We start from the raw sequence: 26,663 nt of genomic DNA, 5'->3' as shown, positions 1-26,663 counted from the left end.
CCGCCCGAAAGGGCGGCGCTGTAAGTTTCAGCCGGGAAGGCGGCTTACTTGTTTTTCAGCTGGGATTTGAAATCACGCTCGGCATAGCCGGTGTACAGCTGACGCGGACGGGCAATTTTGATGCCTTCGTCGTGCATTTCGTTCCAGTGGGCGATCCAGCCGATGGTGCGCGCGATGGCGAAGATCACGGTGAACATGGAAGAAGGAATGCCCATCGCCTTCAGGATGATGCCGGAGTAGAAGTCGACGTTCGGGTACAGTTTCTTCTCGATGAAGTACGGGTCGTTCAGCGCGATGTGTTCCAGCTCCATCGCTACCTGCAGCAGGTTGTCGTCCTTCTTGTTCAGCTCTTTCAGCACTTCGTGACAGGTTTCGCGCATCACGGTGGCGCGCGGATCGTAATTCTTGTACACGCGGTGGCCGAAGCCCATCAGGCGGAAGGAGTCGTTCTTGTCCTTGGCGCGCTTGATGAACTCTGGAATGTGCTCGACGGTCTTGATCTCTTCCAGCATTTTCAGCGCCGCTTCGTTGGCGCCGCCGTGTGCCGGTCCCCACAGGGAGGCAATGCCGGCCGCGATGCAGGCGAACGGGTTGGCGCCGGAAGAGCCGGCGGTACGCACGGTTGAGGTGGAGGCGTTCTGCTCATGGTCGGCGTGCAGGATCAGGATGCGATCCATGGCGCGCTCCAGCACCGGGTTCACCACGTACTCTTCGCACGGGGTGGCGAACATCATGTGCAGGAAGTTGCCGGCATAGGACAGATCGTTGCGCGGGTAAACGAACGGCTGGCCCAGGGAGTATTTGTAGCACATCGCCGCCACGGTCGGCATTTTGGACAGCAGACGGAACGCGGTGATTTCACGGTGACGCTCGTTGTTGACGTCCAGCGCATCGTGGTAGAACGCCGCCAGCGCACCGGTCACGCCGCACAGCACCGCCATCGGGTGCGAGTCGCGACGGAAGCCACGGAACAGATGGGTGATCTGGTCGTGGATCATGGTGTGGCGGGTCACGGTGGTCTTGAAGGTTTCGAATTCTTCCGGCGTTGGAGTCTCGCCGTACAGCAGGATGTAGCACACTTCCAGGTAGGAAGATTCTTTCGCCAGCTGCTCGATAGGGAAGCCGCGGTGCAGCAGCACGCCTTTGTCGCCGTCGATGAAGGTAATCTTGGATTCGCAAGAAGCGGTGGAGGTAAAGCCGGGATCAAATGTGAAATAACCTTTGGAACCCAGAGCGCGGACATCGAGGACATCGGGGCCCAGTGTCGGTGTCAATACGCCCAGTTCGATCGGAGCTTCGCTGTCATTAATGGTTAGCGTCGCTTTCTTATCAGTCATTTACTGTCTCCTTAGCGCCTTATTTTAAAAACCACTAACAACTGAAATACCTTAAATCTCTGCAGGTTGCCCGCAAAAAAATGGTGCGGACGCTAACTCTGTGAGCGACTGCGCAACTGTGCGCGGGTAGGGTACAGAGTGCTGACCAGGCGAACGAGACGGGTGACCAGTTGTTAACGATTCATAGTAATTCGTTATAGTCTGTTAATCTTACCTATGAGCTGTTCGAAGAGATGTGAACCTATCCCAATAATCTGTTTTTATGTGCTTTATTTGCTTTTGACGCCGGCAAACTCGAGCGGGAAACAACGGCTATTGGGATAGGTTCGCCAAATACACTGTTGCATAACTCGAACCCGGGAGGAAGTGTATCTGCTGACCCATAGCGCATCATAGGACCGTTTGTGCCCCTATATGTAATGGAAATGTTGATCTCTTGTCAAATCAGATAATTAATTTTGCACTAATTGTGAAATCCGTGATCTGAATCACTGTTCGGGGGAAATGTTATCAAAGCGGTTGTATGAGAATTGTAATCAGAATGTGATCCTCCTATACTGCCGCCAGGTCTCCGGATTACCCTGAAGTAGGAGCACCCAGCGTTATAAATGCGCGCCGTTTGAGCACAGAGGATGTTGATGTTTGAGCGCGTGACGTGTAAGGGTTTTAGGCTCTTAACGCTGTCTGATCCCCGCCCAGGCCCGGAGGAAGGAAAATAATAAGAGCTGTGTGGGCAAATACGTGAAAAAACAACGACCTGTCAACTTGGATCTGCAAACGATCCGGTTCCCCGTAACTGCGATAGCGTCTATCTTACACCGAGTCTCTGGCGTAATTACCTTCGTTGCCGTGGGTATCCTCCTCTGGCTGCTGGGCCTGTCACTCTCTTCCCAAGAGGGGTTCCTGCAGGCGGCCGCCATCATGAATAGCTTCATCGTCAAATTCATATTCTGGGGCATCCTCACGGCGCTGGCCTATCACATTTGCGGTGGCATCCGTCACTTGTTAATGGATTTTGGCTATATCGAAGAGAGTTTGGCCGCCGGCACCCGTTCCGCCCAGGTGGCGATCGGTCTGACCGTCGTGCTGTCAGTTCTGGCTGGAGTCCTCGTATGGTAAACAACGTTTCTGCATTAGGGCGCAACGGCGTGCACGATTGGCTGCTGCTGCGCGCTTCCGCTATCATCATTACCCTGTACGTCCTGTATATCCTGGGCTTTTTCGTCACGGCTCCGGAACTCACTTATGACATCTGGCGCGGTTTCTTCGCCACTTCCATTACGAAAGTGTTCACTCTGCTGACCTTGCTGTCGATTCTGGTGCACGCCTGGATCGGGCTGTGGCAGGTGCTGACGGACTACGTCAAGCCGCTGGCGGTTCGCCTGGTGTTGCAGCTGGCTGTCGTGGTCGCGTTGCTGGTCTATTTACTGTACGGAACAATCGTAGTGTGGGGTGCTTAAATGAAACTGCCAGTCAGAGAGTTTGATGCCGTCGTAATCGGCGCCGGCGGTGCGGGCATGCGTGCCGCGCTGCAAATTTCCCAAGCGGGCTCGACCTGTGCCCTGCTGTCCAAAGTTTTCCCGACCCGTTCCCATACCGTGTCCGCACAGGGCGGCATCACCGTCGCGCTGGGCAACAGCCACGAGGACAACTGGGAATGGCATATGTACGACACGGTGAAAGGTTCCGACTATATCGGTGACCAGGACGCCATCGAATATATGTGTAAAACCGGCCCGGAAGCGATTCTGGAACTGGAACACATGGGGCTGCCGTTCTCTCGTCTGGACGACGGTCGCATCTATCAGCGTCCGTTCGGCGGCCAGTCGCTGAACTTCGGCGGCGAGCAGGCGGCGCGTACCGCAGCCGCAGCCGACCGTACCGGCCATGCGCTGCTGCACACCCTGTACCAACAGAACCTGAAAAACCACACCACTATCTTCTCCGAGTGGTATGCGCTTGATCTGGTGAAAAACCAGGACGGCGCGGTGGTCGGCACCACGGCTATCTGCATCGAAACCGGTGAAGTGGTTTACTTCAAAGCCAAGGCCACCGTGTTGGCGACCGGCGGCGCAGGCCGTATTTACCAGTCCACCACCAACGCCCACATCAACACCGGCGACGGTGTCGGCATGGCGCTGCGCGCCGGCGTGCCGGTACAGGACATGGAAATGTGGCAGTTCCACCCGACCGGCATCGCCGGCGCGGGCGTGCTGGTGACCGAGGGTTGCCGCGGCGAAGGCGGTTACCTGCTGAACAAACACGGCGAGCGCTTCATGGAGCGTTATGCGCCGAATGCCAAAGATCTGGCGGGCCGCGACGTGGTTGCCCGTTCGATCATGATCGAAATCCGCGAAGGCCGCGGCTGTGACGGTCCTTGGGGCCCGCACGCCAAGCTGAAGCTGGATCACCTGGGTAAAGAGGTGCTGGAATCCCGTCTGCCGGGCATTCTGGAACTGTCCCGCACCTTCGCGCACGTCGATCCGGTGAAAGAGCCGATCCCGGTTATCCCAACCTGTCACTATATGATGGGCGGCATTCCGACCAAGGTGACCGGCCAGGCGCTGACCGTGAACGAGAAAGGCGAAGACGTGGTGATCCCGGGGCTGTTCGCCGTGGGCGAAATCGCCTGCGTATCGGTGCACGGCGCCAACCGTCTGGGCGGCAACTCGCTGCTCGACCTGGTGGTGTTCGGCCGTTCCGCCGGTATGCACCTGCAGGAATCGCTGGAAGAGCAGGGCGTGAGCCGTGACGCCAGCGACTCCGACGTGGAAGCCTCGCTGGACCGTCTGAACCGTTGGAACAACACCCGTTCCGGCGAAGACCCGGTTGAAATTCGCAAAGCGCTGCAGTCTTGCATGCAGCACAACTTCTCGGTATTCCGCGAAGGCGATGCGATGGCCAAGGGCCTGGAAGAACTGAAAGTGATCCGTGAACGACTGAAGAACGCACGCCTGGACGATACCTCCAGCGAGTTCAACACCCAGCGCATCGAGTGTCTGGAGTTGGATAACCTGATGGAGACTGCGTATTCCACCGCCGTGTCGGCCAACTTCCGTACCGAGAGCCGTGGCGCACACAGCCGCTTCGACTACCCGGAACGCGATGACGCCAACTGGCTGTGCCATTCGCTGTATCTGCCGCAATCGGAAAGCATGACGCGCCGCGAAGTGAACATGCAACCGAAGCTGCGCCCGGCATTCCCGCCGAAAGTGCGTTCTTACTAATTGCGGAGATCGACAGATGAAACTCGAATTTTCCATTTATCGCTACAATCCGGATGTCGACGACGCCCCGCACATGCAGGACTACACCCTGGAAGCGGAAGAAGGCCGTGACATGATGCTGCTGGATGCGTTGATCCAGCTGAAAGAAAAAGACCCGACCCTGTCGTTCCGTCGCTCATGCCGCGAAGGCGTGTGCGGTTCCGACGGCCTGAACATGAACGGTAAAAACGGCCTGGCGTGCATCACCCCGGTTTCGTCGCTGCGTAAAGGCAACGGCAAGATCGTGATCCGTCCGCTGCCGGGCCTGCCGGTGGTGCGCGATCTGGTGGTGGATATGGGCCAGTTCTATACCCAGTATGAAAAGATCAAGCCTTACCTGCTGAACGACGGCAAGAACCCGCCGGCGCGCGAGCACTTGCAGTCGCCGGAGCAGCGCGCCAAGCTGGACGGTCTGTACGAGTGCATTCTGTGCGCCTGCTGCTCGACCTCTTGCCCATCGTTCTGGTGGAACCCGGACAAGTTCATCGGCCCGGCCGGTCTGCTGGCGGCGTATCGCTTCCTGATCGACAGCCGTGACACGGAAACGCAAGAACGTTTAGATGATCTGGACGACGCTTTTAGTGTTTTCCGCTGCCATAGCATTATGAATTGTGTCAGTGTATGTCCTAAAGGCTTGAACCCGACGCGTGCTATCGGGCATATCAAGTCCATGCTGCTGCAACGCGGCGCATAAACGGAATGAGATGCTGCGCCGGGCTCTTTTCCGGCGCACGTCCCATAGGGGAGGGAACCTCTAAAAACTGACCCGCGGCTGCGGCGCTATGCAGCCTGGTTCTTCCGCCGGTTTTTAGAGGTTCCTTGTAAGGGACCGCAAGGTCCATAACAGAACGTATCGGGCCGTCATGGCCGCAAGTACGTCGAGTGAACCGTTTTACGGCAAACCGTATTCATCACGGTAATTATGTTAACCACGGCGAAAACTAAAGCTTCAAAGCTTAAGGGATCATGATGCAGAACGGCGCAATGAAGGCCTGGCTGGATTCCTCCTATCTGGCGGGCGCGAACCAGTCTTACATAGAGCAGCTCTATGAAGACTTCTTAACCGATCCGGGTTCCGTTGAAGATAGCTGGCGTTCCATTTTTCAACAGCTACCAACCGCGGGTGTCAAACCCGATCAGCTTCACTCTCAAACGCGCGATTACTTCCGCCGCCTGGCGAAAGACTCCGCGCGCTACAACACCACCATCACCGATCCGGAAACCGACGCCAAACAGGTCAAGGTACTGCAGCTGATCAACGCCTTCCGCTTCCGCGGGCATCAGCATGCCAACCTCGATCCGCTTGGCCTGTGGCAGCGCGAGCAAGTTCCTGACCTTGATCCCGCTTACCACAACCTGACCGAAGCCGATTTCCAGGAAACCTTCAACGTGGGCTCTTTCGCCATCGGCAAAGAAACCATGAAGCTGGGCGATCTGTACGCTGCGCTGAAGCAGACCTACTGCGGTTCGATCGGTGCGGAATACATGCACATCACCAACACCGAAGAGAAACGCTGGATCCAGCAGCGCATCGAGTCGGTGGTGGGGCGCGCCAGCTTTACCGCCGACGAAAAACGCCGTTTCCTGAACGAGCTGACCGCGGCGGAAGGCCTGGAACGTTACCTGGGCGCCAAATTCCCGGGTGCCAAACGCTTCTCGCTGGAAGGCGGCGACGCGTTGGTGCCGATGCTCAAAGAGATGGTGCGCCACGCCGGTAAGAACGGCACGCGCGAAGTGGTGTTGGGCATGGCCCACCGCGGCCGTCTGAACGTGCTGATCAACGTGCTGGGCAAAAAGCCGGCCGATCTGTTCGACGAATTCGCCGGCAAGCATAAAGAACACCTCGGCACCGGTGACGTGAAATATCACCAGGGCTTCTCCTCCGACGTGGAAACCGAAGGCGGCATGGTTCACCTGGCGCTGGCGTTCAACCCGTCGCACCTGGAGATCGTCAGCCCGGTGGTCATGGGCTCGGTACGCGCCCGTCGCGATCGTCTGGACGAAGCGCGCAGCAACATGGTGTTGCCGATCACCATCCACGGCGACGCCGCCATCACCGGCCAGGGCGTGGTTCAGGAAACCCTGAACATGTCTCAGGCTCGCGGTTACGAAGTGGGCGGCACCGTGCGTATCGTCATCAACAACCAGGTTGGTTTCACCACCTCCAACCCGCTGGATGCGCGCTCTACCGAATACTGCACCGACATCGCCAAAATGGTTCAGTCGCCGATCTTCCACGTTAACGCGGACGATCCGGAAGCCGTGGCCTTCGTCACCCGTCTGGCGTTGGATTTCCGTAACACCTTTAAGCGTGACGTGATGATCGATCTGGTCTGCTACCGTCGCCATGGGCACAACGAGGCCGACGAGCCGAGCGCCACCCAGCCGGTGATGTATCAGAAGATCAAGAAACACCCTACGCCGCGCAAAATCTACGCTGACGTTCTGACCGAGCAGAAAGTGGCCAGCCTGGAAGATGCCACGGAAATGGTCAACCTGTACCGCGACGCGCTCGACCGCGGCGATTGCGTGGTTGAAGAGTGGCGTCCGATGAACCTGCACTCCTTCACCTGGTCACCGTACCTGAACCATGAGTGGGACGAAGAGTACCCGAGCAAGGTTGAGATGAAGCGTCTGCAGGAACTGGGCCGCCGCATCAGCACCGTGCCGGAAGCGATCGAAATGCAGTCGCGCGTGGCGAAAATCTACGCTGACCGCGCCGAGATGGCCGCAGGCAACAAGCCGTTCGACTGGGGCGCCGCCGAAACGCTGGCCTACGCCACCATGGCGGATGAAGGCATTCCAATCCGCATCTCCGGCGAAGACGCCGGCCGCGGCACCTTCTTCCACCGTCACGCGGTGGTGCACAACCAGAAAAACGGTTCGGTCTACGTTCCGCTGGCGAACATCCACAGCGGCCAGGGCGAATTCAAAGTCTGGGACTCCGTGCTGTCTGAAGAAGCGGTGCTGGCGTTCGAATACGGCTACGCGACGGCGGAACCACGCACGCTGACCATTTGGGAAGCGCAGTTCGGCGACTTCGCCAACGGCGCACAGGTCGTTATCGACCAGTTCATCAGCTCCGGCGAGCAAAAATGGGGCCGTATGTGCGGCCTGGTGATGCTGCTGCCGCACGGCTATGAAGGCCAGGGCCCTGAGCACTCTTCCGCGCGTCTGGAACGCTATCTGCAGCTGTGCGCAGAGCAGAACATGCAGGTGTGCGTCCCGTCCACGCCGGCGCAGGTTTACCATATGCTGCGTCGTCAGGCGCTGCGCGGTATGCGCCGTCCGTTGGTGGTGATGTCGCCGAAGTCGCTGCTGCGTCACCCGCTGGCGATTTCTTCGCTGGACGAGCTGGCCAACGGCACCTTCCTGCCGGCGATCGGCGAGATCGACGACTTGGATCCGAAAGCGGTCAAGCGCGTCGTGCTGTGCTCCGGCAAGGTCTACTACGACCTGCTGGAACAGCGTCGCAAGAACGAGCAGAAAGACGTGGCCATCGTGCGTATCGAGCAGCTGTATCCGTTCCCGCATCAGGCCGTTCAGGCCGTGCTGGAGCAATACTCGCACGTGCATGATTTCGTCTGGTGTCAGGAAGAGCCGCTGAACCAGGGCGCCTGGTACTGCAGCCAACACAACTTCCGTGAAGTGGTGCCGTTCGGGGCTTCTTTACGTTACGCAGGACGTCCGGCCTCCGCTTCTCCGGCGGTGGGCTATATGTCCGTACACCAGAAGCAGCAGCAGGCTCTGGTGAACGACGCGCTGAATATTGACTAATGTTCGCTCGCTTGCCGGCCGAGGGGCCGGCAAGCAGATGATAAAAAACTTAAGGGAAAGCTAAATGAGTAGCGTAGATATTCTGGTTCCTGACCTTCCTGAATCGGTTGCCGATGCGACCGTAGCCACCTGGCACAAAAAACCGGGCGACAGCGTGCAGCGTGATGAAGTCCTGGTTGAAATCGAAACCGACAAAGTGGTGTTGGAAGTGCCGGCCAGTGAAGCGGGTATTCTCGATGCTATCGTGGAAGAAGAGGGCGCGACCGTACTGTCTCGCCAGCTGCTCGGCCGCATCCGCCCAGGCGACAGCTCCGGCAAACCGACCGCCGAGAAGAGCCAGGAGAAAGAATCCACTCCTGCACAGCGCGCTACCGCGAGCCTGGAAGAAGAAAGCAATGACGCGCTCAGCCCGGCGATTCGCCGCCTGATCGCCGAACACGACCTCGATGCCGGCGCCATCAAAGGCACCGGCGTGGGTGGCCGCATCACCCGTGAAGACGTGGAAGCGCACCTGGCCAAAGGCGGCGCCGCTGCCAAACCGGCCGCCGCCGCTGAAGCCGCACCGCAGCCTGCTCTGGCCGGCCGCAGCGAAAAACGCGTGCCGATGACCCGCCTGCGCAAACGCGTCGCCGAGCGTCTGCTGGAAGCGAAGAACAGCACCGCGATGCTGACCACCTTCAACGAAATCAACATGCAGCCGATCATGGACCTGCGCAAGCAGTACGGCGAAGCCTTCGAGAAACGCCACGGCGTGCGTCTGGGCTTCATGTCCTTCTACATCAAGGCGGTGGTTGAAGCGCTGAAGCGCTTCCCGGAAGTGAACGCGTCGATCGACGGTTCCGACGTGGTTTACCACAACTACTTCGACATCAGCATCGCGGTTTCTACCCCGCGTGGCCTGGTGACGCCGGTACTGCGCGATGTGGACGCCATGAGCATGGCTGACATCGAGAAGAAAATCAAAGAGCTGGCCGTTAAGGGCCGCGACGGCAAACTGACCGTGGAAGAGCTGACCGGCGGTAACTTCACCATTACCAACGGCGGCGTATTCGGCTCGCTGATGTCCACCCCGATCATCAACCCGCCGCAGAGCGCCATCCTGGGCATGCACGCCATCAAAGATCGCCCAATGGCGGTCAATGGTCAGGTGGTGATCCAGCCGATGATGTATCTGGCGCTGTCTTATGACCACCGCCTGATCGACGGTAAAGAATCCGTCGGTTATCTGGTGACGGTCAAAGAGATGCTGGAAGATCCGGCTCGTCTGCTGCTGGACGTCTAGTAACCCTTGCCGGGCGCGGCGTGCCGCGCCCGCACTCTGTGCTATGTGGCCGGAAAACCATGCGGTTTGCCGCGGAATAATGGTCCGGCTAAAAACCTTCAGAACTGAATGGATAGAACATCATGAATTTACACGAATATCAGGCAAAACAGCTGTTTGCTCGGTATGGCATGCCGGCACCAACCGGTTACGCCTGTACCACTCCGCGTGAAGCAGAAGAAGCCGCATCCAAAATCGGCTCCGGCCCGTGGGTGGTGAAATGTCAGGTTCATGCTGGCGGCCGCGGTAAAGCGGGCGGCGTTAAAGTCGTCAACAGCAAAGAAGATATCCGTGCTTTCGCGGAAGCCTGGTTGGGCAAGCGTCTGGTGACTTACCAGACTGACGCGCTGGGCCAGCCGGTTAACCAGATCCTGGTTGAAGCGGCGACCGACATCGATAAAGAACTGTACCTGGGCGCCGTCGTAGACCGCGCGACCCGTCGCATCGTATTCATGGCGTCTACCGAAGGCGGCGTGGAAATCGAGAAAGTGGCGGAAGAAACCCCTGAACTGATCCACAAAATGACCATCGATCCGCTGGCGGGTCCACAGCCTTATCAGGGTCGTGAGCTGGCCTTCAAACTGGGCCTGACCGGTAAGCAAGTCAGCCAGTTCGCCAAGATCTTCATGGGTCTGGCGACGCTGTTCCTGGAGCGTGACCTGGCGATGGTTGAGATCAACCCGCTGGTGATCACCAAGCAGGGCGATCTGGTGTGCCTGGACGGCAAACTGGGCGCCGACGGCAACGCCCTGTTCCGTCAGCCGGAACTGCGTGAAATGCGTGACCCTTCTCAGGAAGACGAGCGTGAATCCCGTGCGGCTCAGTGGGAGCTGAACTACGTTGCCCTCGACGGCAACATCGGCTGCATGGTTAACGGCGCCGGTCTGGCGATGGGCACCATGGACATCGTTAAACTGCACGGCGGCGAACCGGCCAACTTCCTGGACGTGGGCGGCGGCGCGACCAAAGAGCGCGTGACCGAAGCGTTCAAAATCATCCTGTCCGACGACAAGGTGAAAGCGGTTCTGGTTAACATCTTCGGTGGTATCGTACGTTGCGATCTGATCGCCGACGGCATCATCGGCGCAGTGGCTGAAGTGGGCGTTAACGTCCCGGTCGTGGTGCGCCTGGAAGGGAACAATGCCGAACTGGGCGCCAAGAAACTGGCGGACAGCGGCCTGAATATCATTGCTGCGACCAGCCTGACTGATGCGGCTCAGCAAGTTGTTGCAGCAGTGGAGGGTAAATAATGTCCATTTTAATCGATAAGAACACCAAAGTAATTTGCCAGGGCTTCACCGGTAGCCAGGGGACTTTCCACTCCGAACAAGCTATCGCTTACGGCACCAAAATGGTTGGCGGCGTAACTCCGGGCAAAGGCGGCACTCAGCACCTGGGCCTGCCGGTGTTCAACACCGTGCGCGAAGCGGTTGAAGCGACCGGCGCGACCGCCTCGGTCATCTACGTTCCAGCACCGTTCTGCAAAGACTCCATCCTGGAAGCGATCGATGCCGGCATCAAACTGATCATCACCATCACCGAAGGCATCCCGACTCTGGACATGCTGACCGTGAAAGTGAAGCTGGACGAAGCCGGCGTGCGCATGATCGGGCCGAACTGCCCAGGCGTTATCACTCCGGGCGAGTGCAAAATCGGCATCATGCCTGGCCATATCCACCTGCCAGGCAAAGTGGGCATCGTTTCCCGCTCCGGCACCCTGACCTATGAAGCGGTGAAACAAACCACCGATGCCGGTCTGGGCCAGTCCACCTGCGTGGGCATCGGCGGCGACCCGATCCCGGGTTCCAACTTCATCGATATCCTGAAGATGTTCCAACAGGATCCGCAGACCGAAGCGATCGTGATGATCGGTGAGATCGGCGGCAGCGCTGAAGAAGAAGCGGCGGCTTACATCAAAGAACACGTCACCAAACCGGTTGTCGGCTACATTGCCGGCGTCACCGCGCCGAAAGGCAAGCGTATGGGCCACGCGGGCGCCATCATCGCCGGCGGCAAAGGCACGGCGGACGAGAAGTTTGCTGCGCTGGAAGCGGCGGGCGTGAAAACCGTTCGCAGCCTGGCGGACATCGGCGACGCGGTAAAAGCGGTGCTGAAGCGCTAAGAGTTTAGTACGAAATAACAATATCTCGACATGTTTGGCCACCCATTGGGTGGCCTTTTTTATGGGCGAAGATCAGAACTCGTTGAGCGCCTTGATCAGCGCGATCCGATCCTGCAGGCGGCGCTGTTGCACCGGATCCGCCGCGGTCTGCCGCTGCTGATCCAGCGAGGTGAGGGCGGCGCGGCAATCGTCGGCGTTGCTGAACAGCGCATCTTTGACGTTGATCGACGCAACGTTGGTGTAGCGGCCGTCGTCGGTGGTCGGCACCTGGATAACGCCCTCATTGAGCAGCCGTTTGACGATCGCCCGCTGCGGTTCGTATCCCTCCATGCCGATCAGTTTCCAGCGCTGCGGCACCACGCCCTGATAGTGGCCGTGTTTCACCTCCGTCAGGTAGCGCAGTGTCAGGTGGCGAATGGTGCCTTCTTCTTCACCGTAATGCGCTTTGCTGTCGAACAGCACCGGGAAGGATTGCCCCTCCAGCGCGCCGCCCTTTTGCGTCAGATGACCCATGCGGTAACTGTTCATGCCCAGGCGGATCGGCATGTCGTCGGTGACCGGCGTGCCGTCCGCCAGGCGCAGATCGACGATGCGCGAACCGGCGGGTTGGCGCAGATCGATGGTGTAGGTGACGCCGTCGAAGAAATCGTTGGTGGAATATTTGGACGAACGTCGCGCTGGGTTAAAGCTGTAGGTGACGTCGCCCGGCTGCAGCTGATTGAAGTAGCCGGCGGACCATTCCATGTAGCGTTTAAGCGCTTTGCCGTTGAGCTGATAAACGGTGATCTCGCCGCCGGCGTATTGGTAGTTAAAGGCGATATCTTTGGCCTTGATATCGCCGACGTCCAGCTTGGCGCGATCGTTGTCGATCTGCAGGGCGATCACCTGCGCCAGCGGCGCATAGTGCCGGGCGGCCTGCTGGAATAACTCACTGATGCCGGTATCCTGCACGTGCACCTGAGGAATGCCGCGGAACTCGTCGGCAGGTACCAGATCGCTGCCGCTCAGCTTCGCCACCACCCGATTGGCGTTGGCGCGCAAAATGTCGTGATACGGCTGGTAGAGCGCCTGCATGGCGCTGTCCGGCGTCAGCCCTTTGATGGGGTAGGTGTAGCTGTTTTTGTCGATCAGCGTGAATTTGCCGTCACGGCGTTCAAATTGCAGATCGATGCGCGACAGCGCGCGGCCGTATTTATCCGGTTCGGTGATGATGACGCCGTTGACCACCGCTTTGTCGATCTTCACATGCATGTGGCCGGCGACGATCGCCGCCAGCTCCGGGTTGGCGTTAGCGATGTCGGCCACGCCGGTGCCCGGGCGCTGGTTCTCGTTGTCGATGCCCATGTGCGCCACCAGCACGATGGCGTCGACCTGGCCGTCAATTTGCCTGATGACCTGTTTCACCGCCTGCACCGGATCGGTGAAGTTCAGCCCTTTGATGCGGTCGGTGCCTTTGGCGAATTCGGCGGTCATCGGCGTGTCCATGCCGATAATGCCGATCTTCACGCCCTGGCGTTCGACGATGGTGTAAGCGGGCAGGTAGGGTTTGCCGCTGTCCCAGACAATATTGCCTGCCAGCGCCGCCCCCTTGAACTGTTTGAGCGGCGTAGCCAGCACCGGCAGACCGAAGTCGAATTCGTGGTTGCCCATCACCCAGACATCGTAATTGAGCGCGTTGAGGCCCAGCATCATCGGGCTGACGGCTTCATGCTTGAAGGTTTCGACGAAGTTGCCCTGGATAGTGTCGCCGGCGTCCACCAGAATCAGGTTGGGCTGTTCGGCGCGCACCTTTTTGACCTGGGTGGCTATCTGGCTCAGGCTGCCCGCCAGGTTTTCCGTATCGCTGGCGTAGTCCCAGGGCACGAAGGTGCCGTGCAGATCGGAGGTGCCCAATAGGGTGATGTTTACCGTGTCGGCGGCCATGACGTTTCCCGAGAGTCCCAAGACAGAGGCAAAGATGATTTTTTTCATAACATATTGTCGCTCAATGCAATTTTAACATAAGTGGTCATTTTGCTACAAAATCGCAACCTTTACGATCCAATAGCGAGAAATAGACTAATATAGGAGGGAGATTTGTTGTTTTGTGACTGCAATCACTGTCACGGCTTAATGGAAATAAAAGGTTAATTATGTCGCAGAATAAGCGCGTAATAATACAATGGCGGCTCTTTTAAATTACATTTATTTAACACAAAAATATCATTAAAAAACAATTAAACCATTGCGCAACATGACCCTAAGAAAATTATGCGAAATGTGCTGATGAATATGGAAATAATATGCGGATAGGCTTAAATTGTCTCAGATCAAATTAGGCCGAAGTACCTCTTTCGGCTAAGATTTGACCTGTAACCAAAAGTCCAACCCACGTCACGTAAAAACCTATTTATTGTGTGGGATTGGGCGAGTATCATCCATGTTGTGATTATGGATGGTTGATCTTGTTGCATTTGTTACCCGTTGTCGGTTTTCAGTGGCGCGCTTGTCGACGGCCCAAGAGGCTATTGGCCGAGTGTGCGGTTGAAAGCGGAGAAGCTGGATCAAATTTGTTGTGTTTAAGGGCATTCACTGCGGGGCGTTACTGGCGGCTTTGAAAGAAGCGTGCCGATAACCGCGTGTCGGAGTCTTCCTGCGAGGAGCAAGGAGTCAAGATGTTTGATATTGTCGAACTGTCGCGCTTACAGTTTGCTTTAACGGCGATGTACCATTTCTTATTTGTCCCATTAACGCTCGGTATGGCGTTCTTGCTGGCAATTATGGAAACGGTATATGTCCTGTCTGGCAAACAAATCTATAAAGACATGACCAAATTCTGGGGCAAGTTATTTGCGATTAACTTTGCTCTGGGTGTGGCCACCGGTTTGACCATGGAGTTCCAGTTCGGGACTAACTGGTCGTATTTCTCTCACTACGTCGGCGATATCTTCGGGGCCCCATTGGCTATCGAAGGTCTGATGGCGTTCTTCCTTGAATCGACGCTGGTCGGCCTGTTCTTCTTCGGCTGGGATCGTCTGAGCAAGGTGCAGCACATGGCGGTAACCTGGTTCGTGGCCCTCGGCTCCAACCTGTCCGCGCTGTGGATCCTGGTCGCCAACGGCTGGATGCAGAACCCGATCGCGTCGGATTTCAACTTCGAAACCATGCGCATGGAGATGGTCAGCTTCTCCGAGCTGGTGCTTAACCCGGTTGCGCAGGTGAAATTCGTTCACACCGTGGCTTCCGGCTACACCTGTGGCGCGATGTTCGTTCTGGGCATCAGCTCCTACTATCTGCTGAAAGGCCGCGACATCGCCTTCGCCAAGCGCTCCTTCGCCATCGCCGCCAGCTTCGGTATGGCTGCCATTCTGTCCGTTATCGTTCTGGGTGATGAATCCGGTTACGAAATGGGCGACGTGCAGAAAACCAAACTGGCCGCCATCGAAGCGGAGTGGGACACTCAGCCGGCGCCGGCGTCCTTCACCCTGTTCGGCATTCCCGATCAGGACAAGATGGAAAACTCCTTCTCTATTCAGATCCCGTATGCGCTTGGCCTGATCGCCACCCGCTCCACGGACACTCAGGTCACCGGCCTGAAAGATCTGATGGCGCAGCATGAAGTGCGTATCCGCAACGGCATGAAAGCCTACCAGCTGCTGGAAGAGCTGCGTGGCGGCAACACCGATCCTGCAGTGCGCGCCGAATTCAACAAAACCAAGCAAGACCTGGGCTACGGCATGCTGCTGAAGCGCTATACCCCGAACGTCACCGACGCGACGGAAGCGCAGATCCAGCTGGCGACCAAGGACTCCATTCCGCGCGTGGCGCCGCTGTACTTCGCCTTCCGCATCATGGTGGCCTGTGGCGTAATCATGCTGTTGATCATCGGCCTGTCGTTCTGGAACGTGATCCGCGGCCGCATCGGCCAGAAAAAATGGCTGCACCGCGCGGCGCTGTACGGTTTGCCGCTGCCTTGGATCGCGATCGAGTCCGGTTGGTTCGTGGCGGAATACGGCCGTCAACCGTGGGCGATTGGTGAGGTGCTGCCGACGGCGGTCGCCAACTCTTCGCTGACCGCGGGCGACATTCTGTTCTCGATGGGGCTGATCTGCGGCTTGTACACCCTGTTCCTGGTGGCTGAATTGTACCTGATGTTCAAGTTTGCACGTCTGGGTCCAAGCAGCCTGAAAACCGGCCGCTATCACTTTGAACAACCGACTGCCGCCGTGCAGGAAGCGCGCTAAACAGGAGTCCACGTATGTTTGACTATGAAGTACTGCGATTTATTTGGTGGGTTCTGGTTGGCGTACTGCTGATCGGCTTCGCCGTCACCGACGGTTTCGACATGGGCGTCGGCATTCTGGTGCGCATCATCGGGAAAACCGATACCGAGCGCCGGGTGATGATCAACTCCATCGCCCCGCACTGGGACGGTAACCAGGTATGGCTGATCACCGCCGGCGGCGCGCTGTTCGCCGCCTGGCCGATGGTGTACGCAGCGGCCTTCTCCGGCTTCTACGTCGCGATGATCCTGGTGCTGGCCGCCTTGTTCTTCCGCCCGGTCGGTTTCGACTACCGTTCCAAGCTGGAGAGCAGCCGTTGGCGCAACATGTGGGACTGGGGCATTTTCATCGGCTCCTTCGTGCCGGCAGTGGTGTTCGGCGTGGCGTTCGGCAACCTGCTGCAGGGCGTGCCGTTCCACATGGACGAGTACATGCGTCTGTTCTACACCGGCAACTTCTTCCAACTGCTGAATCCGTTCGGTCTGTTGGCGGGCGTGGTCAGCCTGACCATGCTGGTCACTCAGGGCGCGACCTATCTGCAAATGCGCACCACCGGCGAGATCCACCTGCGTTCACGCGCCGCGGCACAAATCGCGACGCTGATCATGGCAGTGTGCTTCCTGCTGGCGGGCGTATGGCTGGTGAAGGGCATTGACGGCTTCGTCGTGACGTCGGCTCTGGACACCCTGGCGGAATCCAACCCGATGCGTAAAGAAGTGGCGCATCAGGCCGGCGCATGGTTGATCAACTTCAACAAGTATCCGCTGCTGTGGGCGTTGCCTGCACTGGGCGTGGTGCTGCCGTTGTTCACCATCCTGTTCTCGCGTCTGGAGAAAGGCGCGCTGGCGTTCGTCACCTCGTCGCTGACCATCGCCTGCGTCATCCTCACCGCCGGGGTCACCATGTTCCCGTTCGTGATGCCTTCCAGCACCGTGCCTAACGTCAGTCTGACCATGTGGGACGCGACCTCGAGCCTGTTGACGCTGAAAGTGATGACCGTTGTGGCGGCGATCTTCGTGCCTATCGTTTTGGCGTACACCAGCTGGTCGTACTACAAAATGTTCGGTCGCCTCGACAAGAACTACATCGAAAACAACAAGCATTCGCTGTACTAAGGATAAGGAGCTAAACCATGTGGTATTTTGCCTGGATTCTCGGAACGCTTCTTGCCTGCGCCTTCGGCATCATCACGGCGCTGGCGCTTGAGCAGAGCGAAGCGACCAAAGCTCAGCAAGACGGTAAGTGATGAGCTCGTCCGTGATTGACAAGCTGTACGCTGTCACCGACAAGGGCCCGATCCGGGCCCTTTCCCTGGTGCTGGCGTTGATTTTGGCGGGGTGCGTGTTCTGGGATCCGACGCGTTTCGCCGCCAAAACCAGCTCGCTGGAGATTTGGGAAGGGTTGCTGCTGATTTGGGCAGTGTGCGCCGGGGTGATCCACGGTTTCGGATTCCGCCCGCAGCGCAGCGTCTGGCGCGCTTTTTTTGCGCCGCTTCCCGCAATTGTGATCTTGTGCGCAGGATTACTTTACGTTTCTTTATAATCTCCCTGATGTCCCCACGTTATGGGCCCTCACGGCCCATAATTATTTTCATTCCCATCTTGTAACCCATTCCCAACCCGATCCGTCTTGCGTATAGTAGCAGCGTTAAATTGCATTGCTGGGAAGTAGAGTGAGTAATACGTTGTTTCGATGGCCGGTTCGCGTTTACTACGAGGATACCGATGCCAGTGGTGTGGTCTATCACGCCCGCTACGTCGCCTTTTTTGAAAGAGCGCGCACAGAGATGCTGCGTCAGCACAACTTTCATCAACAGCAGCTGCTCAGTGAACAAGTCGCTTTTGTCGTCCGGCGCATGACGGTGGATTATCTGGCTCCGGCTCGTCTCGACGAGCAACTGGAGGTTCAGAGCGAAATCACCTGTCTGCGCGGGGCTTCTCTCACGTTTGCTCAACGCATTGTCAATTCTGACGGGGCCCTACTGAGCCAGGCAGATGTCCTGATTGCCTGTATTGATCCACACCAAATGAAGCCAAGAGCGCTTCCTAAGTCTATTGTCGCGGAGTTTAAGCAGTGACTGACATGAACATCCTAGATTTATTCTTGAAGGCGAGCCTGCTGGTTAAGCTTATCATGTTGATTTTGATATGCTTCTCGGTGGCCTCTTGGGCGATCATCATTCAGCGTACCCGCATCCTCAATGCGGCGACGCGCGACGCCGAAGCCTTTGAAGACAAATTCTGGTCCGGTATCGAGCTTTCCCGTCTGTACCAGGAAAGTCAGGCGCGTCGCGATAGCCTGACCGGTTCCGAGCAGATCTTCCATTCCGGGTTCAAAGAGTTCGCCCGCCTGCACCGCGCCAACAACCATGCGCCGGAGTCGGTGATCGAAGGGGCGTCGCGCGCGATGCGCATCTCGATGAACCGCGAGCTGGAAACGCTGGAAACCCATATTCCGTTCCTCGGCACCGTCGGTTCGATCAGCCCGTATATCGGCCTGTTCGGCACCGTGTGGGGGATCATGCACGCCTTTATCGCGCTGGGCGCGGTGAAGCAAGCCACGCTGCAGATGGTGGCGCCGGGTATTGCCGAAGCGCTGATCGCCACCGCGATCGGTCTGTTCGCCGCAATCCCGGCGGTTATGGCCTATAACCGTCTCAACCAGCGCGTCAACAAGCTTGAGCAGAATTACGACAACTTTATGGAAGAGTTCACCGCTATTCTGCATCGTCAGGCCTTCTCCAGCGACAGCAAATAAGTAGGAGGTAGCATGGCGAGAGTACGTGGACGTAGTCGGCGCGAGCTGAAGTCCGAAATTAACATCGTTCCGCTGCTCGACGTGTTGCTGGTGCTGCTGCTGATCTTTATGGCAACCGCGCCAATCATCACGCAGAGCGTGGAGGTTGACCTGCCGGACGCCACCGATTCCAAAACGGTGTCCAGCGATGACAATCCGCCGGTGATCCTCGAAGTTTCCGGCGTAGGTCAATACACCTTGGTGGTGGATCACAACCGTATGGAGCTGCTGCCGCCTGAGCAAGTCGCGGCCGAGGCCAAGTCGCGTTTGGCGGCTAACCCGAAAACGGTCTTTTTGATCGGCGGTGCGAAGGAAGTCCCTTACGATGAGATTATCAAGGCATTGAATATTCTCCATCAGGCGGGCGTGGCTTCCGTGGGGCTGATGACCCAGCCGATCTGACCGTAAGGCGAACGGCAACCCGGTTCCTGCGCTACGGCCCAGGAACCCCGTATAAGCAACACCAGTTTTTGGGAATCTATTTTGGTAAAGGCAACTGAGCAAAACGATAAGCTGAACCGCGCCGTTATTGTTTCGGTCGTTCTGCACTTCATATTGATTGCCCTGCTGATTTGGGGATCGCTGCAGGAAAAGGTCGACATGGGCGCCGGCGGCGGTGGCGATGGCACCGTGGTGGGTGCGGTGATGGTCGATCCCGGCGCGGTGGTGGAGCAGTACAACCGCCAGCAGCAGCAGAGCAACGATGCGCAGCGTGCCGAAAAGCAGCGCCAGAAAAAAGCGGAGCAACAGGCCGAAGAGCTTCAGCAGAAGCAGGCGGAGCAACAGCAGCGCCTGAAAGAGCTGGAGAAAGAGCGTTTGGCGGCGCAGGAGAAAGCCGCGCAGGACGCCAAGGCGCAGGCTGAACAACAGCAGAAGGCGGCGGAGCAGCAGAAACAGGCTGCCGAGCAGCAAAAAGCGGCGGAAGCCGCCGCAGCCAAGGCCAAAGAGCAACAGAAGGTTGCCGAAGCCGCCGCCGCCAAGGCGAAAGCCGAAGCGGAAAAGATAGCGAAGGCGCAGGCGGACGCGCAGAAGAAAGCTGAAGCGGAAGCCAAGAAAGAAGCGGCCGCCGCTGCCGCCGCCAAGAAACAGGCGGAAGAGGCGAAGAAAGCCGCGGCCGCCGCCGCAGAGCAAAAGGCAGCAGAGGCCGCAGAGAAGAAAGCGGCCGCTGAAGCCGAGAAAAAAGCCGCAGCGGAAGCCGAGAAGAAGGCCGCCGCCGAGGCAGAGAAGAAAGCTGCGGCCGAGAAAGCGGCAGCCGCCAAAAAAGCCGCTGCGGACGCCAAGAAGAAGGCTGCCGCTGAGGCTGCGAAACAATCGGAGGAAGTTAGCGATCTGTTTGGCGGCCTGGCGGACGGCAAGAACGCGCCGAAGGGCGGCGGTGCCAAATCGAAAGGTGATGGTAAACCGGCCGGGCAGGGCAATGCCAAGGCGGCAGGCGCCAGCGGGGCGGATATCAGCGGTTATATGGGGCAGATTCAAGGGGCGATTCAGAGCAAGTTCTATGACGCCAGTTCGTTCGCCGGCAAAACCTGCGACCTGCGTATCAAGCTGGCGCCGGACGGCCTGCTGATAAGCGTACAAGCGGCAGGGGGCGATCCTGCTCTGTGTCAAGCAGCGGTGTCTGCCGCCAAGTTGGCACACATACCGAAGCCGCCGAGCGATGCCGTTTATCAGCACTTTAAGAATTCTATACTTGAATTCAAGCCGCAATAACGGTTGATTGAGTGAGTGATATCACAGGGATGTACTAAGGTAACCAACAGGGATTATGTAGTTTTACGTGAGTTGGTTTGTTAAAATTCTGCTAATTTATCGCAGGCATCCCGCCTGGATAAGGGAGATGAGATGAAGCAGGCATTTCGAGTAGCGCTAGGTTTTTTAATTCTGTGGGCGTCCGTGCTGCACGCGGAAGTTCGCATTGAAATCACCCAAGGGGTCGACTCCGCTCGCCCGATTGGCGTGGTGCCGTTTAAATGGGCGGGCCCAGGCACGCCGCCGGAAGATATCGGCAAGATTGTCGGTGCGGATCTGCGCAACAGCGGCAAATTCAACCCGATCGACGTGGCGCGTATGCCGCAGCAACCGACCTCCGCGTCTGAAGTGACGCCGGCGGCCTGGACTGCATTAGGCATCGACGCCGTGGTTGTCGGCCAGGTTCAACCTGGTGCCGACGGCAGCTACCTGATCTCCTACCAGCTGGTGGACACCTCGGGTTCGCCGGGCACCGTATTGGCGCAGAATCAGTATAAAGTGACCAAACAGTGGTTGCGTTATTCTGCTCATACCGCCAGCGATGAAGTGTTCGAGAAGCTGACCGGCATCAAGGGCGCATTCCGTACCCGTATCGCCTATGTCGTACAGACCAACGGCGGGAAATTCCCGTACGAGCTGCGCGTAGCGGATTACGACGGTTACAACCAGTTCACGGTGCACCGTTCGCCTGAGCCGCTGATGTCACCGGCCTGGTCGCCGGACGGTAGCAAACTGGCTTACGTGACCTTCGAGAGCGGCCGTTCCGCGCTGGTGGTGCAGACCTTGGCTAACGGCGCTATCCGCCAGATCGCTTCGTTCCCGCGCCACAACGGTGCGCCGGCGTTCTCGCCGGACGGCAGCAAGCTGGCTTTCGCGTTGTCCAAGAGCGGCAGCCTGAATCTGTATGTGATGAACCTCGGCTCCGGCCAGATCACGCAGCTGACCGATGGCCGCAACAACAACACCGAACCGACCTGGTTCCCGGATGGCCAGTCTCTGGCGTTTACCTCCGACCAGGGCGGGCGTCCGCAGATTTATAAAATCAGCGCCAGCGGCGGTGCCGCACAGCGTCTGACGTGGGAAGGCTCTCAGAACCAGGATTCTGAAGTCAGCTCCGATGGTAAATTCCTGGTGATGGTGAGCACCAACAGTGGTGCACAACACATCGCCAAACAAGATCTTGGATCGGGCGCCGTTCAGGTTTTGACCGGCACCTTCCTGGATGAAACGCCTAGTATTGCGCCAAACGGCACCATGGTGATCTATAGCTCCACGCAAGGTATGGGCTCCGTGTTGCAGTTGGTGTCAACTGATGGGCGTTTCAAAGCGCGTCTTCCGGCAACTGATGGACAGGTCAAATTCCCTGCCTGGTCGCCGTATCTGTGATGCATGTGTAAATATGTATGGCAAACTATAAAAGGATCAAAGAAATGCAACTGAACAAAGTGCTGAAAGGGCTTCTGCTGGCACTGCCAGTTCTGGCTGTAGCAGCTTGTAGTTCTAACAAAAGCGCAAACAACGACCAATCTGGTATGGGCGCTGGCACTGGTATGGAAAACGGCAGCAGCAACCTGTCTTCCGAAGAACAAGCTCGTCTGCAGATGCAAGAACTGCAGAAGAACAACATCGTTTACTTCGGTCTGGACAAGTATGACGTAAGCTCCGAATTCGCTCAGATGCTGGACGCGCACGCTGCATTCCTGCGTAACAACCCGTCTTACAAAGTGACCGTTGAAGGCCACGCTGACGAACGCGGCACGCCGGAATACAACATCGCTCTGGGTGAGCGCCGTGCTAACGCCGTTAAAATGTACCTGCAAGGTAAAGGCGTTTCCGCTGACCAGATCTCTATCGTTTCTTACGGTAAAGAAAAACCAGCAGTACTGGGCCACGACGAAGCGGCTTATGCTAAAAACCGTCGTGCCGTTCTGGTTTACTAAGAGAATCGCATGAACAGTAACTTCAGACGTCACCTGTTGAGTCTGTCGTTACTGGTTGGCGTAGCGGCCCCCTGGGCCGCTACTGCCCAAGCGCCAATCAGTAATGTCGGCTCCGGCTCGGTCGAAGACCGCGTCACTTCACTTGAGCGTATCAGCAATGCTCAAGGCCAGCTTTTAAACCAACTCCAGCAACAACTCTCTGATAACCAACGCGACATTGATTCTCTCCGTGGGCAAATCCAGGAAAGCCAGTATCAGTTGAATCAGGTCGTTGAACGCCAGAAGCAAATCTATCAACAGATGGATAGCCTCGGCCAGAGCGGCGCTCAGAGCGCCTCTGCGGCGGCGGGCGCTGCCAGTGGGGCAGCCGCAGGCGCATCTTCCGATGCGGGCGGCAGCACGCCTGCGGCCGCTTCTGCGACGCCGAGCGGTGGTGATGAGAACAGCGACTACAACGCCGCTGTTTCTCTGGCGCTGGAAAAAAAACAGTATGACCAGGCGATTTCCGCCTTTCAGTCCTTCGTAAAACAGTACCCGAAGTCTACCTATCAGCCCAACGCCAACTATTGGCTGGGTCAGTTGTTCTACAACAAGGGTAAAAAAGACGACGCGGCCTACTATTTTGCGGTGGTGGTGAAGAATTACGCTAAATCACCGAAGGCGCCGGACGCCATGTACAAGGTGGGTATCATCATGCAGGAGAAAGGGCAGGCCGATAAAGCCAAAGCCGTGTTCCAGCAGGTGATTAAACAATACCCAACCAGTGCGGCGGCCAAACAGGCGAAAAGTCGCGTAGGCGGTTAATAGTCAGAAAAATGAGCCCAGAAGTTAGTCGATTTGACCGATTTCTGGGCTCATTCGCGTGAAGAACAAGCAGTTGAACGCATCAGTAAAAAATTTAGGTTGCGCTGCCAAGATAAATTAGTAATATATGCCGCCGTTGCCAAGACATCTTGCAAGATGTTAAAGCGGCAGGGAAATTGGGTCGTTAGCTCAGTTGGTAGAGCAGTTGACTTTTAATCAATTGGTCGCAGGTTCGAATCCTGCACGACCCACCAATTTCTGAAGTAGCAGTAACCACAACAGTGGGTGATTAGCTCAGTTGGTAGAGCATCTCCTTTACACGGAGGGGGTCGGCGGTTCGAGCCCGTCATCACCCACCACTGTTATGGGTCGTTAGCTCAGTTGGTAGAGCAGTTGACTTTTAATCAATTGGTCGCAGGTTCGAATCCTGCACGACCCACCATTCTTCGAGAATGGCTGTGATAGAGAATCGTAAAGGATGAGAACCGTAAAGGTTCGAGTCTCGCACAGCGAGACAACATCACTCCGGTGATGGCCCGCAAGGGCGAGGCCAAAGGCCGAGTTATCCTGCACGACCCACCATTCTTCGAGAATGGCAGCTTCAGAATCGGTTTGATGTGGCAAAGTAAAGGTCCGAGTCGAGTACCCGTCGAGTTGTCCTGAACCTCCCCATCCTTGTTTTCCGCGAGTCGGTTGTTTGTAACCTATTCGCCATCAGCAGTAAACCACATCAGTGGGTCGTTAGCTCAGTTGGTAGAGCAGTTGACTTTTAATCAATTGGTCGCAGGTTCGAATCCTGCACGACCCACCACTCTTTAATAGAGTAAGGTGTTAAATCGTCAGGATGAGAACCGTAGAGGTTCGAGTCTCGCAAAGCGAGACAACATCACTCCGGTGATGGCCCGAAGGGTGAGGCCAAAGGCCGAGTTATCCTGCACGACCCAGCACTCTTTAATAGAGCAAGATGTGAAAAATAGCAGTACCACAGCAGTGGGTGATTAGCTCAGTTGGTAGAGCATCTCCTTTACACGGAGGGGGTCGGCGGTTCGAGCCCGTCATCACCCACCACTGTTATGGGTCGTTAGCTCAGTTGGTAGAGCAGTTGACTTTTAATCAATTGGTCGCAGGTTCGAATCCTGCACGACCCACCAATTCAGAAAAAAGCGCCTTTTGGCGCTTTTTTCGCATCTGTAATCCCGCACCCGAATCTTCTGCTTTCTCGTTTCAACACCGCAACGTTCTGCATCTTGTCCTTCTCCGAACGCTATACGTTCTCACCGGGGCATTATCTGCAGCGATTTGCGCGGTCAACGTCTATGTTTTTTAATCCATTAAACACTTAGTGCGCAAATATGAAAATATCAGCGGACTTTTCGCGCTATTTTAGGTATTTTGTTTAGTATATAAAACCAAGGGCGTTGCGGCAGGGAGATATTCACGCGGCAGGCGCCTAGCCTAGCATGAGATTGCAGCGATGAGTGAAATGTTTGATGTCAACGCGGCGGTGTATCCCTTCCCGCCGAAACCGGTACCGCTGGACGTAGCGGAAAAAGCCTTTTATCGCGAGAAGATCAAAACCCTGCTCAAGCAGCGCAACGCGGTAATGGTCGCCCATTATTATACCGACCCGGAAATTCAGGCGCTGGCGGAAGAAACCGGCGGCTGCGTGGCGGACTCTCTGGAAATGGCGCGCTTCGGCAGCGCCCATCCGGCTTCCACGCTGTTGGTGGCCGGCGTGCGTTTCATGGGGGAAACCGCCAAGATCCTCAGCCCGGAAAAGCAGGTGCTGATGCCGACCCTGTTTGCCGAATGCTCGCTGGACTTGGGCTGCCCAGAAGAAGAGTTCCATGCGTTTTGCGACAGTCATCCCGATCGCACCGTGGTGGTCTATGCGAACACCTCGGCGGCGGTCAAAGCGCGCGCCGACTGGGTGGTGACCTCCAGTATCGCCGTCGAACTGATCGAGCATCTGGATAGCCTGGGCGAGAAGATCATCTGGGCGCCGGATCGCCATCTCGGCAGCTATGTGCAAAAGCAGACCGGCGCCGACGTGTTGTGCTGGCAAGGCGCTTGCATTGTCCATGACGAGTTTAAGACCCAGGCGCTGCGGCGCATGAAGGCGCTCTATCCGCAGGCGGCCATCCTGGTGCATCCCGAATCGCCTCAGGCGGTGGTCGAGCTGGCGGATGCGGTGGGATCGACCAGCCAGTTGATTCAGGCGGCGAAAACATTGCCGCATCAACAGCTGATCGTCGCCACCGATCGCGGTATCTTCTATAAGATGCAGCAGGCCTGTCCGGATAAGGAGCTATTCGAGGCACCGACCGCCGGAGAAGGCGCGACCTGCCGCAGCTGCGCACATTGCCCGTGGATGGCGATGAATGGCCTGAAGGCGATTGCCGAAGGGTTGGAGCAGGGGGGCGCACAGCATGAGATCCACGTGGCCGCCGCGCTGCGTGAAAAGGCGCTGGTGCCGCTGAACCGCATGCTGGATTTCGCCGCTCAGCTTAAGATGCAGGTTAAAGGCAACGCTTAACCGTTTAAAAGGATGACCTCATGAGCTTCTTCAGTACCAGCAATATTCTGGTGCATATTCCGCTTGGCGCAGGCGGTTACGATCTGTCGTGGATCGAAGCCATCGGCACGCTGTTCGGATTGCTGTGCATCTGGTACGCCAGCAAGGAAAAGATCATCAACTACCTGTTCGGTCTGATCAACGTCACGCTGTTCGCGGTGATTTTCTTCCAGATCCAGCTGTACGCCAGCCTGCTGCTGCAGCTGTTTTTCTTCGGCGCCAATATTTACGGTTGGTATGCCTGGAGCCGCCAAACCCAGGATAACCAGGCCGAGCTGCAGATCCGTTGGTTGCCGCTGCCGAAAGCGTTGGCCTGGGCGGCGATTTGCGTCATCGGCATCGGCCTGATGACCTTCAACATTGACCGCGTGTTCGCCTGGCTGACGCAGATTGCGGTGGCGGTGATGCAAGGGCTGGGGCTGAACGTACAGATGCCTGAGCTGCAACCGGATGCGTTCCCGTTCTGGGATTCGGCAATGATGGTGCTGTCCATCGTGGCGATGATCCTGATGACGCGCAAGTATGTAGAAAACTGGCTGCTGTGGGTGGTTATCGATGTCATCAGCGTGGCGATTTTCGCCTACCAGGGCGTGTACGCGATGGCGCTCGAGTATGTCATTCTGACGCTGATCGCCCTGAACGGCTCCTGGCTGTGGATCAAGAGTGCCGGGCGCAACCATTCCAATCCGTTGTCTTCCGCTCCCTGACAACGCA

General features: G+C 57.3%; 23 protein-coding genes, 6 tRNA genes and 2 other RNA genes. 29 read left to right on the top strand and 2 right to left on the bottom strand.

The features are described 5' to 3' along the window. Positions 1-44: 44 nt before the first annotated feature. Positions 45-1,337, bottom strand: coding sequence for a citrate synthase (locus tag ACRAWE_RS13785; protein WP_016928730.1), 1,293 nt, complete (start codon positions 1,335-1,337; stop codon positions 45-47). A gap of 729 nt (positions 1,338-2,066) precedes the next feature. Between ACRAWE_RS13785 and sdhC the strand changes: the two genes are divergently transcribed. The 8 genes from sdhC to sucD all read left to right on the top strand — a co-directional run bounded on the left by sdhC (position 2,067) and on the right by sucD (position 11,823). Next, on the top strand, positions 2,067-2,456 hold the full coding sequence (sdhC, locus tag ACRAWE_RS13780; protein WP_004939893.1) for a succinate dehydrogenase cytochrome b556 subunit: 390 nt from the start codon (positions 2,067-2,069) through the stop codon (positions 2,454-2,456). Next, on the top strand, positions 2,450-2,797 hold the full coding sequence (gene sdhD, locus ACRAWE_RS13775; RefSeq protein WP_004939891.1) for a succinate dehydrogenase membrane anchor subunit: 348 nt from the start codon (positions 2,450-2,452) through the stop codon (positions 2,795-2,797). Before sdhC ends, sdhD begins: the two co-directional genes overlap by 7 nt. Then, positions 2,798-4,564, top strand: a complete 1,767-nt coding sequence (gene sdhA, locus ACRAWE_RS13770) for a succinate dehydrogenase flavoprotein subunit (RefSeq protein ID WP_015376974.1) — start codon at positions 2,798-2,800, stop codon at positions 4,562-4,564. A gap of 16 nt (positions 4,565-4,580) precedes the next feature. Next, positions 4,581-5,297 carry a succinate dehydrogenase iron-sulfur subunit gene (locus ACRAWE_RS13765; RefSeq protein ID WP_015376975.1) on the top strand — a complete coding sequence of 239 codons (717 nt, stop codon included), beginning with the start codon at positions 4,581-4,583 and terminating at the stop codon, positions 5,295-5,297. A gap of 275 nt (positions 5,298-5,572) precedes the next feature. After that, a complete protein-coding gene (gene sucA, locus ACRAWE_RS13760; protein WP_004939884.1) occupies positions 5,573-8,380 on the top strand; it encodes a 2-oxoglutarate dehydrogenase E1 component in 2,808 nt (935 codons plus the stop codon). Between the two features lie 64 nt (positions 8,381-8,444). Further along, a complete protein-coding gene (gene odhB, locus ACRAWE_RS13755) occupies positions 8,445-9,662 on the top strand; it encodes a 2-oxoglutarate dehydrogenase complex dihydrolipoyllysine-residue succinyltransferase (RefSeq protein WP_015376977.1) in 1,218 nt (405 codons plus the stop codon). Between the two features lie 122 nt (positions 9,663-9,784). After that, entirely contained in the window at positions 9,785-10,951 is a 1,167-nt protein-coding gene (gene sucC, locus ACRAWE_RS13750) for an ADP-forming succinate--CoA ligase subunit beta (RefSeq protein ID WP_015376978.1), read from the top strand. Next, positions 10,951-11,823 carry a succinate--CoA ligase subunit alpha gene (gene sucD / locus ACRAWE_RS13745; RefSeq protein WP_004939878.1) on the top strand — a complete coding sequence of 291 codons (873 nt, stop codon included), beginning with the start codon at positions 10,951-10,953 and terminating at the stop codon, positions 11,821-11,823. Before sucC ends, sucD begins: the two co-directional genes overlap by 1 nt. Positions 11,824-11,895: 72 nt before the next feature. On the opposite strand, the gene ACRAWE_RS13740 is transcribed toward sucD, so the two are convergent. After that, the gene (locus ACRAWE_RS13740) at positions 11,896-13,794 is read right to left on the bottom strand and encodes a bifunctional metallophosphatase/5'-nucleotidase (protein ID WP_063918910.1); all 1,899 of its coding nucleotides are present in this window, start codon (positions 13,792-13,794) and stop codon (positions 11,896-11,898) included. A 683-nt stretch (positions 13,795-14,477) separates the two neighbouring features. On the opposite strand from ACRAWE_RS13740, the gene cydA reads away from it, so the two are divergent. The 21 genes from cydA to pnuC all read left to right on the top strand — a co-directional run bounded on the left by cydA (position 14,478) and on the right by pnuC (position 26,656). Beyond that, complete coding sequence (gene cydA / locus ACRAWE_RS13735) at positions 14,478-16,046, top strand: cytochrome ubiquinol oxidase subunit I (RefSeq protein WP_019454034.1); 1,569 nt, start codon at positions 14,478-14,480, stop codon at positions 16,044-16,046. A 14-nt stretch (positions 16,047-16,060) separates the two neighbouring features. Next, positions 16,061-17,200 carry a cytochrome d ubiquinol oxidase subunit II gene (cydB, locus tag ACRAWE_RS13730; RefSeq protein WP_019454033.1) on the top strand — a complete coding sequence of 380 codons (1,140 nt, stop codon included), beginning with the start codon at positions 16,061-16,063 and terminating at the stop codon, positions 17,198-17,200. Between the two features lie 17 nt (positions 17,201-17,217). After that, on the top strand, positions 17,218-17,331 hold the full coding sequence (gene cydX, locus ACRAWE_RS13725) for a cytochrome bd-I oxidase subunit CydX (protein WP_004939868.1): 114 nt from the start codon (positions 17,218-17,220) through the stop codon (positions 17,329-17,331). After that, a complete protein-coding gene (ybgE, locus tag ACRAWE_RS13720) occupies positions 17,331-17,627 on the top strand; it encodes a cyd operon protein YbgE (protein WP_019454032.1) in 297 nt (98 codons plus the stop codon). The genes cydX and ybgE overlap by 1 nt, the downstream gene beginning before the upstream one ends. A gap of 130 nt (positions 17,628-17,757) precedes the next feature. Beyond that, on the top strand, positions 17,758-18,162 hold the full coding sequence (gene ybgC / locus ACRAWE_RS13715; RefSeq protein ID WP_025160034.1) for a tol-pal system-associated acyl-CoA thioesterase: 405 nt from the start codon (positions 17,758-17,760) through the stop codon (positions 18,160-18,162). Next, positions 18,159-18,842: a Tol-Pal system protein TolQ gene (gene tolQ / locus ACRAWE_RS13710; protein ID WP_004939862.1), complete on the top strand. Its 684-nt coding sequence runs from the start codon at positions 18,159-18,161 to the stop codon at positions 18,840-18,842. The genes ybgC and tolQ overlap by 4 nt, the downstream gene beginning before the upstream one ends. A 12-nt stretch (positions 18,843-18,854) precedes the next feature. Next, entirely contained in the window at positions 18,855-19,283 is a 429-nt protein-coding gene (tolR, locus tag ACRAWE_RS13705; protein ID WP_004939859.1) for a colicin uptake protein TolR, read from the top strand. Between the two features lie 81 nt (positions 19,284-19,364). After that, positions 19,365-20,591, top strand: coding sequence for a cell envelope integrity protein TolA (tolA, locus tag ACRAWE_RS13700; RefSeq protein ID WP_019454030.1), 1,227 nt, complete (start codon positions 19,365-19,367; stop codon positions 20,589-20,591). 132 nt (positions 20,592-20,723) lie between these two features. Next, a complete protein-coding gene (gene tolB / locus ACRAWE_RS13695) occupies positions 20,724-22,016 on the top strand; it encodes a Tol-Pal system beta propeller repeat protein TolB (RefSeq protein ID WP_004939856.1) in 1,293 nt (430 codons plus the stop codon). Between the two features lie 44 nt (positions 22,017-22,060). Further along, a complete protein-coding gene (gene pal / locus ACRAWE_RS13690) occupies positions 22,061-22,570 on the top strand; it encodes a peptidoglycan-associated lipoprotein Pal (RefSeq protein WP_025160033.1) in 510 nt (169 codons plus the stop codon). A gap of 9 nt (positions 22,571-22,579) precedes the next feature. Next, on the top strand, positions 22,580-23,374 hold the full coding sequence (gene cpoB / locus ACRAWE_RS13685; protein WP_063918913.1) for a cell division protein CpoB: 795 nt from the start codon (positions 22,580-22,582) through the stop codon (positions 23,372-23,374). Positions 23,375-23,552: 178 nt separating this feature from the next. After that, positions 23,553-23,628, top strand: a tRNA-Lys gene (locus ACRAWE_RS13680). Between the two features lie 29 nt (positions 23,629-23,657). After that, positions 23,658-23,733 (top strand) — tRNA-Val (locus tag ACRAWE_RS13675). A 7-nt stretch (positions 23,734-23,740) separates the two neighbouring features. Then, a tRNA-Lys gene (locus ACRAWE_RS13670) sits at positions 23,741-23,816 on the top strand. Positions 23,817-23,831: 15 nt separating this feature from the next. Then, positions 23,832-23,956: non-coding RNA, RtT sRNA (locus ACRAWE_RS13665), on the top strand. Positions 23,957-24,109: 153 nt separating this feature from the next. Continuing rightward, positions 24,110-24,185, top strand: a tRNA-Lys gene (locus tag ACRAWE_RS13660). Between the two features lie 13 nt (positions 24,186-24,198). Next, positions 24,199-24,321: non-coding RNA, RtT sRNA (locus ACRAWE_RS13655), on the top strand. Between the two features lie 45 nt (positions 24,322-24,366). Next, positions 24,367-24,442: transfer RNA gene (locus ACRAWE_RS13650), tRNA-Val, on the top strand. A gap of 7 nt (positions 24,443-24,449) precedes the next feature. Next, positions 24,450-24,525: transfer RNA gene (locus ACRAWE_RS13645), tRNA-Lys, on the top strand. 323 nt (positions 24,526-24,848) lie between these two features. Continuing rightward, the gene (gene nadA / locus ACRAWE_RS13640) at positions 24,849-25,910 is read left to right on the top strand and encodes a quinolinate synthase NadA (RefSeq protein ID WP_019454028.1); all 1,062 of its coding nucleotides are present in this window, start codon (positions 24,849-24,851) and stop codon (positions 25,908-25,910) included. A 20-nt stretch (positions 25,911-25,930) separates the two neighbouring features. Next, positions 25,931-26,656 (top strand): nicotinamide riboside transporter PnuC, encoded by a 726-nt coding sequence (pnuC, locus tag ACRAWE_RS13635; RefSeq protein ID WP_063918914.1) that lies wholly within the window; start codon positions 25,931-25,933, stop codon positions 26,654-26,656. The last annotated feature ends 7 nt before the right edge of the window (positions 26,657-26,663 follow it).

This window comes from Serratia sp. BFP-2025, assembly GCF_050880365.1.
Classification (GTDB): Bacteria; Pseudomonadota; Gammaproteobacteria; order Enterobacterales; family Enterobacteriaceae; genus Serratia; species Serratia surfactantfaciens.
The sequence above is the reverse complement of the archived record's forward strand: the minus strand, read 5'-3'. Positions and strand labels throughout refer to the sequence as shown.